The sequence below is a fragment of the Pseudomonas weihenstephanensis genome (assembly GCF_016812185.1).
Lineage (GTDB): Bacteria > Pseudomonadota > Gammaproteobacteria > Pseudomonadales > Pseudomonadaceae > Aquipseudomonas > Aquipseudomonas weihenstephanensis.
Map to the genome: position 1 here is coordinate 475,774 of NZ_JAAEBV010000003.1, position 16,066 is coordinate 491,839.

The 16,066-nt window shown below is 52.2% G+C and carries 15 protein-coding genes, 1 tRNA gene and 3 pseudogenes; 10 read left to right on the forward strand and 9 right to left on the reverse strand.

Annotated elements, in window-relative coordinates:
- Positions 1 to 68 precede the first annotated feature (68 nt).
- The 3 genes from GYN01_RS13035 to GYN01_RS13045 all read left to right on the forward strand — a co-directional run bounded on the left by GYN01_RS13035 (position 69) and on the right by GYN01_RS13045 (position 4,862).
- Complete coding sequence (locus tag GYN01_RS13035; RefSeq protein ID WP_048401783.1) at positions 69 to 962, forward strand: LysR family transcriptional regulator; 894 nt, start codon at positions 69 to 71, stop codon at positions 960 to 962.
- Positions 963 to 1,258: 296 nt separating this feature from the next.
- On the forward strand, positions 1,259 to 2,911 hold the full coding sequence (locus GYN01_RS13040; RefSeq protein ID WP_203307258.1) for a cytidine/deoxycytidylate deaminase family protein: 1,653 nt from the start codon (positions 1,259 to 1,261) through the stop codon (positions 2,909 to 2,911).
- A gap of 796 nt (positions 2,912 to 3,707) precedes the next feature.
- Positions 3,708 to 4,862: a linear amide C-N hydrolase gene (locus GYN01_RS13045; RefSeq protein WP_082149393.1), complete on the forward strand. Its 1,155-nt coding sequence runs from the start codon at positions 3,708 to 3,710 to the stop codon at positions 4,860 to 4,862.
- A 213-nt stretch (positions 4,863 to 5,075) separates the two neighbouring features.
- On the opposite strand, the pseudogene GYN01_RS13050 reads toward GYN01_RS13045, so the two are convergent.
- Positions 5,076 to 5,618: pseudogene (locus tag GYN01_RS13050) on the reverse strand (tyrosine-type recombinase/integrase).
- 228 nt (positions 5,619 to 5,846) lie between these two features.
- Here GYN01_RS13050 and GYN01_RS13055 point away from each other — a divergent pair.
- Positions 5,847 to 6,431, forward strand: coding sequence for a DUF6630 family protein (locus GYN01_RS13055; RefSeq protein WP_048365059.1), 585 nt, complete (start codon positions 5,847 to 5,849; stop codon positions 6,429 to 6,431).
- Positions 6,432 to 6,574: 143 nt separating this feature from the next.
- On the opposite strand, the gene GYN01_RS13060 is transcribed toward GYN01_RS13055, so the two are convergent.
- A complete protein-coding gene (locus GYN01_RS13060; protein WP_048365060.1) occupies positions 6,575 to 7,114 on the reverse strand; it encodes a P-loop NTPase family protein in 540 nt (179 codons plus the stop codon).
- 168 nt (positions 7,115 to 7,282) lie between these two features.
- Positions 7,283 to 7,956, reverse strand: a pseudogene (locus GYN01_RS13065) (IS3 family transposase); the annotation flags it as partial.
- Here GYN01_RS13065 and GYN01_RS13070 point away from each other — a divergent pair.
- A pseudogene (locus GYN01_RS13070) lies at positions 7,950 to 8,375 on the forward strand (DNA cytosine methyltransferase); the annotation flags it as partial. The pseudogenes GYN01_RS13065 and GYN01_RS13070 sit on opposite strands and share 7 nt — an antisense overlap.
- Before the next feature lie 231 nt (positions 8,376 to 8,606).
- Here the strand turns inward: GYN01_RS13070 and GYN01_RS13075 are convergent.
- Positions 8,607 to 8,837, reverse strand: a complete 231-nt coding sequence (locus GYN01_RS13075; protein WP_053221351.1) for a ubiquitin-like domain-containing protein — start codon at positions 8,835 to 8,837, stop codon at positions 8,607 to 8,609.
- A 360-nt stretch (positions 8,838 to 9,197) separates the two neighbouring features.
- On the opposite strand from GYN01_RS13075, the gene GYN01_RS22295 reads away from it, so the two are divergent.
- Positions 9,198 to 9,419, forward strand: coding sequence for a hypothetical protein (locus GYN01_RS22295; RefSeq protein ID WP_053221350.1), 222 nt, complete (start codon positions 9,198 to 9,200; stop codon positions 9,417 to 9,419).
- On the forward strand, positions 9,380 to 9,703 hold the full coding sequence (locus tag GYN01_RS22300; RefSeq protein ID WP_238936233.1) for a hypothetical protein: 324 nt from the start codon (positions 9,380 to 9,382) through the stop codon (positions 9,701 to 9,703). Before GYN01_RS22295 ends, GYN01_RS22300 begins: the two co-directional genes overlap by 40 nt.
- A 199-nt stretch (positions 9,704 to 9,902) precedes the next feature.
- On the opposite strand, the gene GYN01_RS13085 is transcribed toward GYN01_RS22300, so the two are convergent.
- A tRNA-Val gene (locus GYN01_RS13085) sits at positions 9,903 to 9,979 on the reverse strand.
- 184 nt (positions 9,980 to 10,163) lie between these two features.
- Here GYN01_RS13085 and GYN01_RS13090 point away from each other — a divergent pair.
- Positions 10,164 to 11,447, forward strand: coding sequence for an NAD(P)/FAD-dependent oxidoreductase (locus GYN01_RS13090; protein WP_048401692.1), 1,284 nt, complete (start codon positions 10,164 to 10,166; stop codon positions 11,445 to 11,447).
- A gap of 50 nt (positions 11,448 to 11,497) precedes the next feature.
- Here GYN01_RS13090 and GYN01_RS13095 read toward each other — a convergent pair whose 3' ends face one another.
- Positions 11,498 to 12,175, reverse strand: a complete 678-nt coding sequence (locus GYN01_RS13095) for a lipoprotein (protein ID WP_048401690.1) — start codon at positions 12,173 to 12,175, stop codon at positions 11,498 to 11,500.
- A 220-nt stretch (positions 12,176 to 12,395) separates the two neighbouring features.
- Between GYN01_RS13095 and GYN01_RS13100 the strand changes: the two genes are divergently transcribed.
- Positions 12,396 to 12,563 carry a hypothetical protein gene (locus tag GYN01_RS13100; RefSeq protein WP_167337975.1) on the forward strand — a complete coding sequence of 56 codons (168 nt, stop codon included), beginning with the start codon at positions 12,396 to 12,398 and terminating at the stop codon, positions 12,561 to 12,563.
- A 56-nt stretch (positions 12,564 to 12,619) separates the two neighbouring features.
- Here GYN01_RS13100 and GYN01_RS13105 read toward each other — a convergent pair whose 3' ends face one another.
- Both GYN01_RS13105 and GYN01_RS13110 read right to left on the reverse strand, forming a co-directional pair.
- Positions 12,620 to 13,375 carry a TerC family protein gene (locus GYN01_RS13105; protein ID WP_048401689.1) on the reverse strand — a complete coding sequence of 252 codons (756 nt, stop codon included), beginning with the start codon at positions 13,373 to 13,375 and terminating at the stop codon, positions 12,620 to 12,622.
- 30 nt (positions 13,376 to 13,405) lie between these two features.
- Positions 13,406 to 13,648 (reverse strand): hypothetical protein, encoded by a 243-nt coding sequence (locus tag GYN01_RS13110; RefSeq protein ID WP_203307259.1) that lies wholly within the window; start codon positions 13,646 to 13,648, stop codon positions 13,406 to 13,408.
- Positions 13,649 to 13,781: 133 nt separating this feature from the next.
- Here GYN01_RS13110 and nhaR point away from each other — a divergent pair, with 133 nt between their 5' ends.
- Positions 13,782 to 14,687 (forward strand): transcriptional activator NhaR, encoded by a 906-nt coding sequence (nhaR, locus tag GYN01_RS13115; RefSeq protein ID WP_048366076.1) that lies wholly within the window; start codon positions 13,782 to 13,784, stop codon positions 14,685 to 14,687.
- On the opposite strand, the gene GYN01_RS13120 is transcribed toward nhaR, so the two are convergent.
- On the reverse strand, positions 14,684 to 15,838 hold the full coding sequence (locus GYN01_RS13120; RefSeq protein WP_048366077.1) for an MFS transporter: 1,155 nt from the start codon (positions 15,836 to 15,838) through the stop codon (positions 14,684 to 14,686). The two genes, nhaR and GYN01_RS13120, sit on opposite strands and share 4 nt — an antisense overlap.
- Between the last annotated feature and the right edge of the window lie 228 nt (positions 15,839 to 16,066).

Genomic DNA, 16,066 nt, shown 5'->3' on the forward strand with positions numbered 1-16,066 from the left:
CTAGCTAATGAATACTTAACAGGGCTATAAGCTCAGCTAATTAATAGCTGTGAAAGGTGCTGCATACCATGGTCAGAGGAAACCTCAACGATCTGCTTTCATTCGTGACAGTGGCGCGCGAAGGCAGCTTCACCCGTGCCGCCGGGGTACTGGGCGTTACCCAGCCGGCACTGAGCCAAGCCATCAGTGGTCTGGAAGCGCGCCTGCAAATCAGGCTGCTGACGCGCACCACCCGCAGCGTCTCGCCGACTGTCGCGGGCGAGCGGCTGTTACAAGCGATCGGTAATCGCTTCGATGAGATCGAGGCGGAACTGGAAAACCTGACGCAAATGCGCGACAAGCCTGCGGGCACCGTACGTATCACCTGCGGCGATCATGTTCTGCGCACCACGTTACTGCCCAAGCTCACTGCCCTGCTCCACGAATACCCGGACATCAACGTTGAGTTCGACGTGAGTTACGGATTCAGGGACATTGTGGCGGATCGTTTTGATGCAGGCGTGCGCCTGGGTGACACGATCGACAAAGACATGATCGCAGTCCCGATAGGCCCGCCATTGCGGATGGCTGCTGTCGCTGTGCCAGGCTACTTTGCCAGCCGTGGTATTCCCGAAAACCCGCGCGACCTGATGAACCATCGCTGTATCAACCAGCGTATGCAGACATCTGGCGGGCTCTATGTGTGGGACTTTGAGCAGCGAGGCAAGCAGGTAAACGTGCGCGTAGACGGCCAACTCATTTTCAACACCTCGAGCCATATCGTGGATGCGGCCTTGACCGGGCTAGGCATTGCGTACCTGCCAGAAGAGGAGTTTGAGCCGCACCTGCGCGAAGGGAGGCTGGAGCGGGTACTGGAAGATTGGTGCCCACCGTTCTCTGGCTACTATTTGTATTACCCCAGCCGTCGACAACCATCACCCGCCTTTACACTGGTTGCCAATGCATTGCGCAAAGCTGGGTAGAGGGGACGGACTTCTGGTGTATAGGAATAGTCCCTGATTTCCTAGACGCTTTTGACTGGCTGCTTTTGGCCGATAGCTGCCCTTCGTGACAGGCTACTACCGGCCAAAAGCGGTCATCCAGAGTGTCTGCAAAAGACGTTTAGCAGTTCAAAACCGCGATTTTAAGAGTGTCCCTATTAATAGATAAAAAACCACACCTTTGAATCCCTATATATACTATGGCATAGTGGCGTTTTGACCTCCCATGATGTACCGTCACATCCAATAAAAATAGAGCTGGAGATGAGAAATATAAAATGGATAATTACTTTCAAGATACTATCTCAAAAATTTATGGCGATGATGACGACTTTGTTGTCATAGGTCTGACCGGTCGCACTGGCAGTGGCTGCTCCACTGTGGCGAATATCCTATCAAGCCAGCAGAAAGACATAAGGCACTCTCTATTTACAGGTCACAACCCAAAAGACAATAATCAAAGAAAGCAGAAAGTTATATTTAGTTGCTTTGAAAATAACTGGGAGCCTTTTATAACAATCCAAGCCAGCACCGTTTTGCTACTAATGCTTTCTGAAGTAAGCATTGAAAAGGCAGGAATTTTTATCGGAAAATCAGGTGACTTGGAGCACAATATCGCTACAAAAACAACTGACATACTTAAAAGTATTAGCAATAAGTTAGTGGTTGTGGAAGACATTAGCTCTTTACGGAAATTCTATACGGAGTTTTTACCAGCTAAAAACAAAGAGCTAAAAGATGTAATGACTGGAGCTGCTTACGTTAAGTTGTTTCAACTAATTGGCAGCAATCTACGGAATTCCGGCTGCGTTACTTCTGATGAAGTGGTTAGCGGGAAGTCCTTTTCGTTAGCCGAGCGAATAAATAAAATAATTAAAGAAATTCGCAAGGCAAGAGTTGAAGGTGATAAAACCTTTATAGTCATCGATGCGATAAGGAATCCATTTGAAGCTATATATTTTCAAGATAGATACTCTTCATTTTATCTCATGGCCGTTTCTTGCAATGATGACGAAAGAAGGCGCCGACTGCGTGGTCTTGGGTATACAGACACTCAAATTAAAGTAGTTGATAGCGAAGAGTACGGTAAATTAGACGCGACCAATCAAAAGGCCTACGTCAAGCAGGATATCAAAGCTTGTTTGCAACGAGCAGACTTGCATGTGAGCAATCCAGACTCAGGAAATATGGTTTCTAATTTCAACTCACTAGCTGATCAGCTATTAACTTTTGTTGCTCTTATGATTAGGCCTGGCTTGGTCACGCCAACCCCATTAGAACGTTGCATGCAAATAGCATTCACGGCCAAGCTTAATTCAGGATGTATTTCTCGACAAGTTGGCGCTGTTGTTACCGACGTTAATTTTTCAGTACAGTCTATCGGTTGGAACGATACTCCATTTGGGCAAGTTCCTTGCAGCCTGCGGAATCGGTTTGACCTAACTAACGGCTACGATCAAAACGCTTACTCTCAGTATGAAAAACTTGACGTAAAATTCATTGATACCATTAAAAGTGGAAATGAAAAGTTTGTAAAAGTCGCTAAGACCGGTAGAAACATATCATATTGCTTTAAAGATGAATACAACAGCCTTACCGGAAAGGAAAACCAAGTTCATACAAGATCTCTTCATGCGGAGGAAAATGCCTTTCTGCAAATTGCAAAGTATGGTTCTAGAGGGGTTGAAAATGGGAAGTTGTTTACAACGGCCAGCCCGTGCGAATTGTGCTCAAAAAAAGCTTATCAGTTGGGCATAAAGGAAATTTACTATATCGATCCCTATCCAGGTATTGCGATGAGTCATATATTGATGGGAGGAAGTCGGAATCCAGAGCTTGTAATATTTTCCGGTGCTATAGGTAGGGCATTTCACAACCTATACTCTCCAAAAATATCCTATAAAGATGAGCTCTACGCACTCGCCTTGTAATGCGGCTTTTCTTTCTGGTGGAGTTTACCTAATAGAAGTTCCACCCTAAATTTTATCGACTCGAACCGAAGACGACCCAGAGTGAACGTCCATTTTTGGTAGGTGGCTGCCTATTGCGACCGACCGCCCCGGTTGGGTGGTACCGGTCACCTTCCGGCCCAGAGTGGGTAAAAACGCTTCGCTAAACTTGAAGTCCGCGTCGCTACGCAAAATCTGATATTTATCGACAGGTAGCAGATTTAGATTTCACTTAGGTGCGCGATTTTAAGTCTGCTTTTGGCCGAAAGCTGCCTCTCACGAAGGTCTGAAATCGGCCAGAAGCTGCCTTTCATCTGTCCAGAGAAGACGCTCAACGTATCCTGCTGAAAGTGAGCATTGAAAAGGAGTTCGCATGAAAACTGATTGGCAACAAATTGGAGAAATGATGAGTCCTGTCATCGATAGCTGTGAGCAGATCTAAACGGCAGGATTCAATGAAAAACATCGTCCTGAATTGATCTCTCTCTGCCAAGAATAATCGTCCTTATCGCTGGTATAGAGCAAGTTACCTCGATGGAAGCATATCGCTCGCCGACGCGCTGGACAGAGGACCGGCTGATCGCTGACGTCAACTCGTCGTACACTCAGCTAGCTCAAGTAAAAACGTCGGCTCTGTAAGGGATATGACAAGCTGACAGTACTTTCAAGGCCATGGTTACTCCGGTCTGCTGTGAAAATTTTCTCCAAACCGACTTGTCAGACAAATAACCGTAGCCTTGTGCTACTTTTAACTGAACTCTTCGTAAAGGACTACACAATGAACAAATCCGCCATTCTATGGAAGAAATATGGCGTTGCCGCCATGATCGGCTTACTTATTACGCCCAACGTCGCGCAAGCTTGTACGTCGTTGCTGTATCAAGATGACAATGGCGCCTCGTACGCTGGGCGCACGATGGAGTTGCCGATGCCGCTGCCTTATGAGGTGAGCTATTACCCATCAGGCAGTTCTTTTAATTCGATGGTGAAAAAGCAGCCGGAGTTAAAGTATCAGTCGAAATACGCGTTTATCTCGCTGACGGTACCTGATCCTATCAGCGCCGATTTAAAAGTCGTGGAGGGCCTTAACGAAGCTGGCATGAGCTTTAGCTTGTTGGCATTTGCCAGCACAGAAGGGCCACGTGACATGCTAGATAAAACCCAGGCTGTGTTGGCTGCCATCGACTTGGGAGCATGGACGTTGTCCAACTTTAAATCAGTGGCAGAGGTGAAAGCTGCGCTGAGCAAACAGCCTGTGTTGGTCACAGCGCTTCTGCCTTTGGGGTTGATGAAAACCCCTTTCCACTACACTTTGCATGATGCAACCGGTGCATCCATCGTGATTGAGTTTGCAAACGGCAAACAAAACATCATCGACAACCCGTTAGGGGTGATGACCAATGGGCCTGAGTTCCAGTGGCACCAAACTAACCTGAATAACTACACCTTCTTAAGTAACAAAGATCACTCAACGTTGACCTTGAATGGTGTTCGCTTACAGCAGCCTGACTCAGGCATTGCCACGGTAGCATTACCGGCATCAAACACTTCAGTAGGGCGTTTTGTACGTGCGGTGTACTACTCACAGTTTGCTGAAAAATCCAAAACACCCGCTGAAGCAGTGCTGACATTGGCCCACATCATGAATAATTTTGACCGCCCTCGCGGCATTAGCATTGATGATCGCTTCACGGAAAGCGTCGAGAACATTGCCGCGCCCGGGGTGACCGGCGATGAGCTCTACACCACTGAATATACCTCGTGGACGGCGTTGTCTGACTTGAAACAACTCAAGTTCTACATTCGCAGCTATGGCTCTATTAACTACGTTGACTTTGATCTAGCCCAACTGCAGAACTTGACGGTGAAGAAGTCTATTCCGTTGAAAAACTTTACTGATATTGCAGCCAATGGCACCCAAGCCTTTGAGTAATTGCTAAGCGTAGAGCCTGCCTGTTTTGTGGCGCTTCTCCTCACGATTCAGGCAGCCTTCAGGATGATTTAGAAAAAATCGAGCTGTCAGCCGGCGTTGAGTATTTTTGCCTCGAACAGCCCTACCTGAATAGCCCCAGGTTTTGTGGATACCTTCGAGAGGCTGCTTATAGCCGGTTAGCGACGGCCTGACTTCGACCGTCGCTATGCATGATCAAACCTCAGTCTGTTCCGCCATCTCCAGGGCGTCATCGACCTCAATCCCCATATATCGAACAGTGCTCTCCAGCTTCGTATGGCCGAGCAGCAACTGAACCGCCCGTAGGTTCTTCGTTCAGCAATAGATTAGTGATGCCTTCGTACGTCTCATTGTGTGAGTGCCATACATGGCTGGATCAAGGCCTACAGCTTTCACCCAGCCTTTGACGATACGAGCGTATTGACGAGTGGATAGATGGTCTGAGGTAGGTAGCCGACTAGAAAAAAGGCAGTCCTCGCTGCGTTTTTTGCTGCATCACCATGGCTCGTGATGATACGTGCTCGCCATGGGCGACATCGCGCACGCGGAGCTTGGTTAAGTCGCAGGCTCGAAGCTTACTGTCGATGGCCAGATCGAAGAGAGCAGATCCCGGGTTCTTTCCGCAATTTGAAGCCTTACTTGGATGGCCCAGATATCTCTCAGTCGGCGTGGGGCTTTCTGCCCGACTAGTTTTCCTTTGTTCCAGGGCTGACGGCCGCAGGTAGCGATGATGTTCATGACAAGTCCTCCGCGTGTGGAAAGACAAGGAGGGCTAATCAGAGCGACGGTCGCTAACCGGCCAAAAGCGGTCGGTCGGATCAGGTCCAGTTTGGCCGTAAAAAAAGCGGTTGATCGACAAACCTCACCTGGAGCCTTAGGCTCAACTACAACACAAATCTTAAAACAAGCAGCGACTGTCGCCGGTAAAAGAAAAGTCGCTTGCCCCAAGGTATTCCAAGGAGTGGTATGGGCATTTTGGATCGGTTGTTTGGTGGGCGCTTTACCATGCCTCCACCCGAGGAAACTAACCTCAGCGCTTCAGCGATCATGAAAGAATTACGGCCCGGCCCACCCGATCCCGCACAGAAAAAGGCACTCGAGACTTTTGCCCTGGCGCTGTTGGCGGTGGTTCCAGAAAAAGAAGGCGCCAGACTTGTCAGGCGCGTCATGCGCAGATACGCGATGGGAGATGACGCATGCAGTGCTTTCACAGATGGATTGTTGGAGGGTTCAAAGGCGCAAAAACTTGAACACCTCGTTTTAATGAGCCTGGATTGGAAAGGTTTTGATGTGTTTGAATATCAGGTTCCTTATCTGGTTAGCGCCAACCAATTGAAAGAGCCCTACGTCTACGTGCGAAACGGTGCCTCATCAATGCCAGAGGTGCTTGATGAATTCGACCGATGGTTGGTTCGGTTTGGTAAACGTTATCTTCACTTGGACACCGGTGGTGATAATTACGATGGTTTTATTGTTGACGCTGACCGGGTGGAAGAGACCATTGAGTTGGCCAGCCGTGCGGGCATTAAAGTCAGTCTCGAGAACTTCTGACGTTGAGCAGTGCATAAGCGAAAATGGGCGGTGTGACGACCGTGGTGTCAGTGTTTACCAAAGGCCGCTGCAGGACGTGTTCAGCCGGTCGCAATCGGTAGTTTCCATACCGCAGCCGTCAGCCGTCAGCCGTCAGCCGTCGATCAATGTCGAGGAATCTGACCGCTCAAATAGCCAATGCTCGAAAGAAACACGTTGGTATCTCGATTTGAGCGCAGACGAACGACGCGGCATGTTGATGGCGCCGTCGCCACCAGCTGCTGCATATTCACACGCGCTGTTTTTTTCGTCCGCCACATAAATTTCAAGAACTCTGGCAGATTCGCCAGCAGTTCGGGGCAGTTGTCCGGTAAATCGGGCCGAGAGCTGCCGCGCTGGAGCAGTGTTCTTAGCAGCACGCGCCAAAATCGAAGCGTCGCCGAACGATCAATCCATATCAAAAGATCTGCGCGCCCTACCCGATTCTCCCAAGTAACGGAATGGCCGCCTTCGAATATCCAGCGATCACGAGCCTCGACCTCGGAACAAAGGCGTGTTTTCTCGTCCCGGCTTCGTTCAACCCACCCTGGCTGCCAGTGGATAGTGTCTATATGAACGACAGGTAAGCCCGTGCGCAGACCAAGCTCACGCGCCAAAGTGCTTTTGCCCGACCCAGGTTGACCAATAATCATCACCCGCTGCATCTAAGCTCCTTCTCGCCATACGCGCTATTTTTTGGGGGGGGCGATTCTACGTCAACCTCCAACTCCGTCAACTGGCAGCAAGCCAAGACTTGATTGTCGCGACGGTCCGCTTTGGGTCGAAAGCAGTCTTCCCTGTAAACTGCTATCAGTTCCATCTCTATGTAGTGGTCAACTAATCACGGACACGACGTTAAGCTTTGTCTCGGCCTGAGCGGGCGTTAGCCCGCCATTGAATTGATGAAGCCGTATCCAGTGGTAGCGATGCATCAAGTCATGGCTGATGTCCCGTTGAGCCTACTGAACTGACATGTAGCCCACCGAGGGTATCCACTCGGTTTTCAAACGCCGAAAGACGCGTTCCATCGGCGAGTTGTCGTAACAATTACCTCGTCGACTCATGCTCTGGCGTATGCGGTACCGCTAAAGGCGCTGGCGAAACTGACGACTACCCTATTGCGACCCCTGGTCGGAATGAAACAGCAGACCTTGAGGTTTCCCTCGTTGCTCAAAGGCCATATCCAGCGCCTTGATAACCAAGTCTGCATCCGGTTTTAGTGATAGAGCCAGCCCATTACTCGGCGTGCATAGAGATCCATAACCACCGCGAGGTAATGCCATCTTCCTTGCACCTAGATGTAGGTGATATCACCACACCAGACCTTATTAGGCTCGGGAACGTCGAACTCTCGATTCAACGTGTTCGGAATATCAGGCCGTTCGACTGTCGCTTTTTTGTAGACGTGCGAGCCCGGCTGCTTACTGATTAACCCCAGTTCCCGCATCAAACCACGCACCTTGAAACGACCGAAGTGCTAGCCATCTTCCCGCATCATCGACACGAGGCGGAGGCGGAAAAAGTTCGCTGATTGAGTTGCAGCGCTCGCCGGAGGTTGAGGCTGGTGCGCTGAGGGTTGCGGCCTTATTGATCAGCTATTACGGCACCGAGAATGTGAGCGAAGCCAACGAGCCAGCACCGACCATCACCACCCGCGACCGCCTGGCACTGGTCACCGTGACCATAAAGCGTACACCTTACGTGATCGTCGACATCTGCCTGCGGATGTTGCAACCGGCCGAACTGTACAAGACCCAAGGCTTTCCAAGCGACTACATCATCGCCCACGGCGCCGACGGCAAGCCCTTCACTAAGACACAGCAAGTGCACATGTGCGGGAACAGCGTCAGCCCACTGCCGATGGCTGCACTTGCCCGGGCGAATGATCCATGGCGCGCAATCGAACGGCAGGCGGTTGCAGCATGACTGCGCTACGCCGAACAGCCCGTTTAAACGGTGGCCCCATGCAGCCGCTGGATCTGCAAACAGTCTGCAACCAATGCAATAAGTCGCGCGCCCACGGCAACCACACCAAATGCAGCAAGTTGCGCCAAGCCGGAGCGGCGGAGCGGCGGAGCGGCGCGCACGGAGTATATATTTGGGCTTACAAACAAATAACTTGCTAGAAACTTCCGATCATAATTAGCACTAGCCATCCTACATTCGTAGGATAAGATGCAGCTCCATCCCATTATCGATATTATAGTCGCCTAGTGTACGACCATCCCCTAACTGTTTGCCTTTATAAATTAAGCGCTGTATTTCCAGCGGAATACCTTCCCGAGATAAAATTGCTTCTTTAACGGTATCAATTGTTGTTTCTTGACCTTCAAAATCAAAATTCAATCTTTTACCAGTCAACGTTAGAATAGTCAGATTTATAGTCATTACTTTCACCCGATAATGAAGTCGTCTATTCAAATATTCTTAAAGGTTTTTATTTTTTCTGAAACTGTAAGAAATGACAGTTTTCAAGAGCAATTAGAAATAACCCCCGCACCACCACCTCCAAAGTAAGCCGCTATAGCGGCAAGGAAGAAGTCATGCCTGAACAAAAGCCAATCATCATGTACGACTCGCCGGAAGCGGCCAGCCTTAAAACCGTGACGGCTGGGTTTATGAGGACGGTCGACTCTTCGGTCAAGACGAAAACCTAGCCCGGTTCTGCGGTGCTACACATCGCAGTTGTAAGAATAACCCTGATCACCCGGTGCATCAGGTTCGTGGCTACTGACCGATGACGGTGTCTTGCTGGCCCTACTACTCACCGGCGACACCGCCTCGCGCTTTGACAACCTGCTGGAGCGCTTTGATAAGGAATGGGTGCCCTCTCGCGGCTATGCCGATCACACTCTGCGAGAAATCCAGTTCAAGCTCGCACGTTACCGCGAAGACATGGGCGGGCTACTGGTGCAGATTTTGCCTTCGCGGTGGCCAAAGATTTGTGCGAGCGCAATTCGGCAGAGCTGACGCTGGTAAAGAAGGAGGCCGAGAAGAAGCGTCAACGCCCTACGCTGGATGGGCTGAGCACGATTCTGAACTACAGCGGCACCCTGCCCTGGCTCAAACGTGCCATCCGCCTCGGGCTGCTGAGCCTGCAACGGCGGGAGGATATTGTGACGTGGCCGAAAACAGCGGTGGACCTAGAACGAAACACCCTCAAGGTATCCCCCGGGAGGACGCAGAACTATGGCACGCCAATTCACCTTGAAATCGTCATGGGACAAGACCTGCGCGAGGTTGTGTTGGTTTGATGGGGCATGCGGATGTGAAAATGACTGAGCATTATCAGTCCGGGCATGGGCCGGGGGCGGTGATTTATCAAAAGGTCAAAGCCGACCAGAAACTGTAGCGCGGTGGTGGTTTGCCCAAAGTTTTCCCAAACGAGAACAACAAAAAAGGGCCCACCTTTCGGTGGGCCCTTCTAGACCGCCCAGCAGAGCGGATTTTGTTTGGTAGGCGCGATTGGACTCGAACCAACGACCCCCACCATGTCAAGGTGGTGCTCTAACCAACTGAGCTACGTGCCTGCTGTGGGGTCGCATTCTATAGATTTGCAGAGGTGTGTCAACACCTTTTTTGCAGGTAACCCTATGAATTGTCGAATTATTTATTTGAAGCGCAAAAATAGCCGGCTGTGAGCCGCTGGCGGGCAGATTTCAACTCAGGTAGCATCGGCCGCACTCGTAAAAAATATAAAACAGAGGTTGCAGAATGGCGAACACTCCTTACCCCCAGTCTTACTATGCGGCTTCAGCAAATCCGACGCCTGATCGCCCTGCCCTGCAAGGTGAGGTTGAGACGGATGTGTGTGTGATTGGCGCCGGGTACACGGGGCTATCGAGTGCGCTATTCCTGCTTGAGCACGGTTTCAAGGTCACGGTGCTTGAGGCGGCCAAGGTGGGATTTGGCGCTTCGGGCCGTAACGGTGGCCAGATCGTTAACAGTTACAGTCGCGATATTGATGTGATTGAACGCACGGTCGGTACAAAGCAAGCACAACTGTTAGGGCAAATGGCATTCGAAGGCGGCCAGATCATCCGTGACCGCGTCGCTAAATACCAAATCCAGTGCGACTTGAAAGACGGCGGCGTCTTCGCAGCAATCACCAGCAAACAAATGGGTCACCTTGAGGCGCAGAAAAGACTCTGGGAGCGCTATGGCAACTCGAAACTGGAGTTGCTGGACCAGCGCCGAATCCGTGAAGTGGTGGCCTGCGATCAATACCAGGGAGGATTGCTGGACATGAGCGGCGGCCATATTCACCCGCTCAATTTAGCGCTGGGTGAAGCGGCTGCGGTTGAGTCATTGGGCGGCACTGTTTATGAACAGTCGCCCGCCGTGCGCATCGAGCGCGGTGCCAGCCCGGTAGTGCACACGCCACAGGGCAAGGTCAGGGCCAAGTTCATCATCGTGGCGGGCAATGCGTATCTGGGCAACCTTGTCCCTGAGCTGGCGTCCAAATCAATGCCATGCGGCACCCAAGTCATCACCACCGAACCGTTGAGTGATGAGCTGGCGAAGACGCTGTTGCCGCAGGATTACTGTGTTGAGGATTGTAACTACCTGCTTGACTACTATCGTTTGTCCGGCGATAAGCGCCTGATCTTCGGCGGTGGCGTGGTGTATGGCGCACGCGATCCGGCCAATATTGAAGCGATTATTCGGCCAAAAATGCTCAAGGCTTTTCCGCAACTCAAGGACGTGAAGATTGACTACGCGTGGACCGGTAATTTTCTGCTGACGCTGTCACGCCTGCCGCAGGTGGGACGTATCGGTGACAACATCTATTACTCCCAAGGGTGCAGCGGCCACGGCGTGACGTACACCCACCTGGCGGGCAAGGTTCTGGCCGAAGCGCTACGAGGCCAAGCTGAACGTTTTGACGCCTTTGCCGATCTGCCACACTACCCGTTTCCCGGTGGCCAACTGCTGCGCACACCACTGACAGCGTTAGGTGCCTGGTACTACAGCCTGCGAGACAAATACGGATTCTGACAAACTGCACCTTCAAACGGCGCCAAGGGCGCTGTTTTGGAGGCGTTTGCCTACTTGTGCAACTCTAGCGCTTGAATCGCCTTGGCACTTGCCTGCTCCTGCCCGGCGCGAGAAAGGTCATTAGCGGCTTTTAGCCAGCGTGCCCGATCAACATGGGCCGGTAATTGCCCCGGCGACACCACCAGCACAGCCCAGCCTCCGGCATCCTTCCAGGCCGACTCAAACTTATCAAAGTCCATTAACCTGCGCCGCTCCATACCTGCGCGCAATAACACGGTCTGCTTGGTGCGGTTGAAGCCCACCAACATCGCGTAACGCGGCGTAGACCAAACAGTGCCGTCAGTGAACCGCAGCATCACCGGATAACCTGCGGCCACTTGTGTCAGCAGCGCCGAGAGCGATTTATCCAGGGGATAAACCAACAATCCATATTCGGATGCCAGTTTTTCCATATTGCTTTGCAACGCGTCTTCAGCACCCGGCAACTTTAATGGCTTGGTCAACAGTCCGGGTGTAGTACGAATCCGTTGTTCGCTGAACATACTCGCCAGCACTTGTGGGCCACTCTGGTTGGCATTGCCACGAAAGAACGGCACCCCATTGAGTTCAACCCGCTCAGGCAACTGACGCAGGTCGGGCCGCTCAACACTGGCACAACCCGTCATAAGCAACACTAAAACACCGGCCCACCACACTCGCGTCAATTTCAAGCCCATCACTGCACGCATGCTCCCTCGCCTTGAATAGAGGCTGGATGTTCAATACCCAGCATGGTCGCCGATCATAGGGCGCACGCCTGTCGAGGTATAGCCTTAACCCGCAGTTTGCCCCGCCATATAGAGCGAATCAGTCGATGACTCTCGACCTTTGGTCAATAGCTTGAAACACACCAGCGGCTAGACTGTCACTTGTTATGTGTGCATGCCCATTTAGGGCAAGGAGGCACTGATGAGCCCGGCCTTAACCATTTTCCTACTGTTCAGCGGCTGGCTGGCCGTTGCGGCTGCCATGCTCTGGGGCGTGATGCGTATCAGTCGACGCCATCATCCGCAAACGGTGCCCGCTCAAAAAAAACCCGCTGACACACCCAAGATCAACACCGCTAATGCTCATTAAATAAAAAAGCCGCCCCACCCCTTAAGGGAGGAACGGCCTGCTGCATCACTGCGACGTTACTTCACCAAAGCAGCCTGGCGTTTTTCACGAACCCGTCGCGCCAAAATGTTAAGTGTTTCAACCGTCGCCGAGAACGCCATCGCGGCATACACGTAGCCTTTAGGCACGTGAGCACCAAAACCTTCGGCAATCAAGGTCATGCCAATCATGATCAGGAAGGCCAGCGCCAACATCACCACGGTCGGGTTTTCATTGATGAACTTGGCCAATGGCTCCGATGCCAGCAGCATCACCAACACCGCCACCACTACTGCAATCACCATAATCGGCAAGTGCTCAGTCATACCGACTGCGGTAATGATGCTGTCGATCGAAAACACCAGGTCCAGCATCAGAATCTGACCAATCGCGGCCGCAAAGCCTAAAGAAATTGCAGACGACTGACCTTCACTCTCACCTTCTGCCTGCGGACTCATGCTGTGGTGAATTTCACTGGTAGCCTTCCATACCAGGAACAAACCACCGGCAATCAGGATCATGTCCTTCCATGAGAAAGCTTGCCCCAGCACTTCAAACACCGGCGTGGTCAACTGCACGATATAAGCGATGGTGCTGAGCAAACCCAGGCGCAAAATCAGCGCCATGCCGATACCAATGCGGCGCGCCTGGGTACGAAATTTCTCCGGCAACTTGTTAGTCAGGATCGAGATGAAGATCAGGTTATCGATCCCCAGCACGATCTCCATCACGATCAATGTGGCCAACGCCACCCAGGCTGTAGGGCTGGCGGCCAGTTGTAAAAGGTATTCCATAGGTGCGATCTGACTCAGTAGTAAGACGTGTTAAATAGTGTGCGACGACTCTTTACGCGCTTGCTCGGGCGCGTCTTTGTCCTCGGGTTTAGCCCCGGTGACATCATTGAGCGCCTGTTCGGCAGCTTTATGCGTGTCATCAATTGCCTGCTTGGCGCTTTCTGCGGTTTTACTGAGCATCTGCTGCGCGGCTTTTTCCGCTTGATCACATCCGCCCATCATCAATAGCGCTGCCGCCAACAAGGTCGCCACGCCCACATTCTTGATTGTCATCGTGTTTTTCCTCTGTCATCGGGGTCGCGGCCTGCACACGCGAATAACGCGGGATTCTAAAGAGACAAACAGTTCAGGAAAATTCGTATTTTTAAGCGCTATACTTCGCTTTTTACGAAGTGTTACGTATCAAATGCTCAACTACCGTCAGCTCCACTATTTTTGGGTTGTTGCCAAGACCGGCAGCATCGTCCGCGCCTGTGAACAATTGAACCTCACGCCACAGACCATCAGTGGGCAAATCAGCCTGTTTGAGCAGACCTACGGCCTGCCACTGTTTCAACGCGTGGGCCGGCAACTGGAACTCACCGAGACCGGACGCCAGGTGCTGCCCTACGCTGAACACATTTTTCAAGTGGGCAGCGAACTCCAGAGCATGTTGCGCATGTCGCCCAAGGAGCAGCAGATTTTATTCCGGGTCGGGGTGGCCGATGTGGTCCCAAAATCGATCGTGTATCGCTTGATTGCGCCGACGATGGAGCTGGATGAGCCGATTCGCATCACCTGCCGCGAGGACAAGCTCGATCGCCTGCTCGCGGACCTGGCCATTCAACGCCTGGATTTGGTGATTTCCGACAGCCCAATGCCCTCTCACCTGGACATAAAAGGCCTGAGCCAAAAACTGGGGGAATGCGGGATCAGTTTTTTTGCCACTCATGCGTTGGCGAAACACTACTCAGAAAACTTTCCGCAGTGCTTGCAAGGCGCTCCGTTGCTCATACCCGGCCCGGAAACAGTGTTGCGCAGCCGCTTGTTGCGCTGGCTGGCCGAGCTGCAAATTCAGCCACGCATCGTCGGTGAGTTCGATGACAGCGCCCTCATGCAGGCTTTCGGGCAGTCGGGCATTGGCGTTTTTATTGCACCCAGCGTGATCGCCAAAGAAGTCATGCGCCAGTTTGACGTTGAGCTGATAGGCCACACCGAGGCGGTCACCGAATCGTTTTACGCCATCACCGTGGAGCGCAAGATCAAGCACCCCGGCATCGTTGCGATTACCGAAGGTGCGCGGCGCGAACTGTTTACTGACCTGGAAACTTAAGCACAGACCGCGCGGGTTTTAGATGTCATCAGCAACAAAGCCAGCAAGATCGACAGCACAATGAACCCGGCGGCCGCAAAACCCAGGCTGCCCAAGCCGTAATGATCAATCACCCGACCACCCACCATTGCCCCTAAACCGATACCCAAATTAGCTCCGGCAATGTTGAGCGATGCTGCAAATGCGGGCGCGTGAGGCGCCACTTTCATCAAGCGCACATGGCTCACCAGGAACAGCGCCGCCTGCGTCACCCCCCATACACCCATCGCCGCCGCCAGCCCGAGCGTTGAGTGAATGCTGGGCACCAAGGCGACCATCCCGCCGATCATAAAGGCGCAAAACACCATCGAGGCAATCAGCGGATGACGATCCACCATCCGCCCGCCCAACGAGTTACCGATCAGACCAACAGCACCGAACCCCATCAGGCACCAACCGACCAATGTGCCGTTAAAGCCTGCCAACCGCTCCAAAATGTCTGCCAGATAGGTGTATGCCGTAAACATGCCGCTGAATACCAGCACGGACAGCACAATATGGCCGATCAACAGCGGATTGCGCAGCATGCCCAATTGCGAGCGTAGCGTGACGGTCTCTTTGGCCACGCGAGTGGCCGGCAGGTAGATCCACAGCAGTAAGGCCTTGGCCAAAGCCACTACCGCCAAAATGGCGAACGCACTGCGCCAGCCCCACGCATCCGATATCAGTGTGCCCACTGGAATACCGAATACCGTAGCGCAGACAATCCCGAAGCCGATCTTGGCAATGGCTCGCCCAGCAAAATCAGGACCCACGATATCCACTGCGGTTTCACTGGCCAATGCCCAGAACACCGGCAATCCAAGGGCCGGTAATAACCGGGCAAATGCCATCACCCAAATGTTGGGCGCCAGCGCCGCCACCGTGTTGGCAAAAGCAAACATCAGCAAGATGTTTATGAACAGACGCTTGCGCTCAAAGCGGGCGAAATAAGCAGTCAAAAATGGCCCCAACGCTGCAACGGTGAAGGCAAACAAGGTCACCAATAAGCCGGCCTGAGGCACGCTTACCTCTAGGTCGCGCGCGATTGATGGCAACAGGCCAACAATGATGAATTCAGTCGTAAGCACGGTAAAACCGGCCGCAGACAGCAGCAAGATAGGCAACAGCATGAAAAACTCCAGAGACAGCAACGCCAGCGAAGCAACGAGTCCGCTGATTTGAAGAAGTGTGGGGAGGGCAATATTAACAGAATGTTTCGAGCGTAGCGTGCGTTGAATCCATGCAGGCCAAGCCCTGCGCGTGTGACAGATTGCCCTTGTACGGGAAAGTTCCTACACCGCTATGATAAAGTCCGCCCCTGCGCCATGGTTTTAGTCACACAGACGTGTTTAACACGC

What these genes read in the sequence shown, in the direction of transcription:
- GYN01_RS13035 (WP_048401783.1), top strand. Translation starts at nt 69, where the DNA reads ATGGTCAGAGGAAACCTCAACGATCTGCTTTCATTCGTGACAGTGGCG.
- GYN01_RS13040 (WP_203307258.1), top strand. Translation starts at nt 1,259, where the DNA reads ATGGATAATTACTTTCAAGATACTATCTCAAAAATTTATGGCGATGAT.
- GYN01_RS13045 (WP_082149393.1), top strand. Translation starts at nt 3,708, where the DNA reads ATGAACAAATCCGCCATTCTATGGAAGAAATATGGCGTTGCCGCCATG.
- GYN01_RS13055 (WP_048365059.1), top strand. Translation starts at nt 5,847, where the DNA reads ATGGGCATTTTGGATCGGTTGTTTGGTGGGCGCTTTACCATGCCTCCA.
- GYN01_RS13060 (WP_048365060.1), bottom strand. Translation starts at nt 7,114, where the DNA reads ATGCAGCGGGTGATGATTATTGGTCAACCTGGGTCGGGCAAAAGCACT.
- GYN01_RS13075 (WP_053221351.1), bottom strand. Translation starts at nt 8,837, where the DNA reads ATGACTATAAATCTGACTATTCTAACGTTGACTGGTAAAAGATTGAAT.
- GYN01_RS13090 (WP_048401692.1), top strand. Translation starts at nt 10,164, where the DNA reads ATGGCGAACACTCCTTACCCCCAGTCTTACTATGCGGCTTCAGCAAAT.
- GYN01_RS13095 (WP_048401690.1), bottom strand. Translation starts at nt 12,175, where the DNA reads ATGCGTGCAGTGATGGGCTTGAAATTGACGCGAGTGTGGTGGGCCGGT.
- GYN01_RS13100 (WP_167337975.1), top strand. Translation starts at nt 12,396, where the DNA reads ATGAGCCCGGCCTTAACCATTTTCCTACTGTTCAGCGGCTGGCTGGCC.
- GYN01_RS13105 (WP_048401689.1), bottom strand. Translation starts at nt 13,375, where the DNA reads ATGGAATACCTTTTACAACTGGCCGCCAGCCCTACAGCCTGGGTGGCG.
- GYN01_RS13110 (WP_203307259.1), bottom strand. Translation starts at nt 13,648, where the DNA reads ATGACAATCAAGAATGTGGGCGTGGCGACCTTGTTGGCGGCAGCGCTA.
- nhaR (WP_048366076.1), top strand. Translation starts at nt 13,782, where the DNA reads ATGCTCAACTACCGTCAGCTCCACTATTTTTGGGTTGTTGCCAAGACC.
- GYN01_RS13120 (WP_048366077.1), bottom strand. Translation starts at nt 15,838, where the DNA reads ATGCTGTTGCCTATCTTGCTGCTGTCTGCGGCCGGTTTTACCGTGCTT.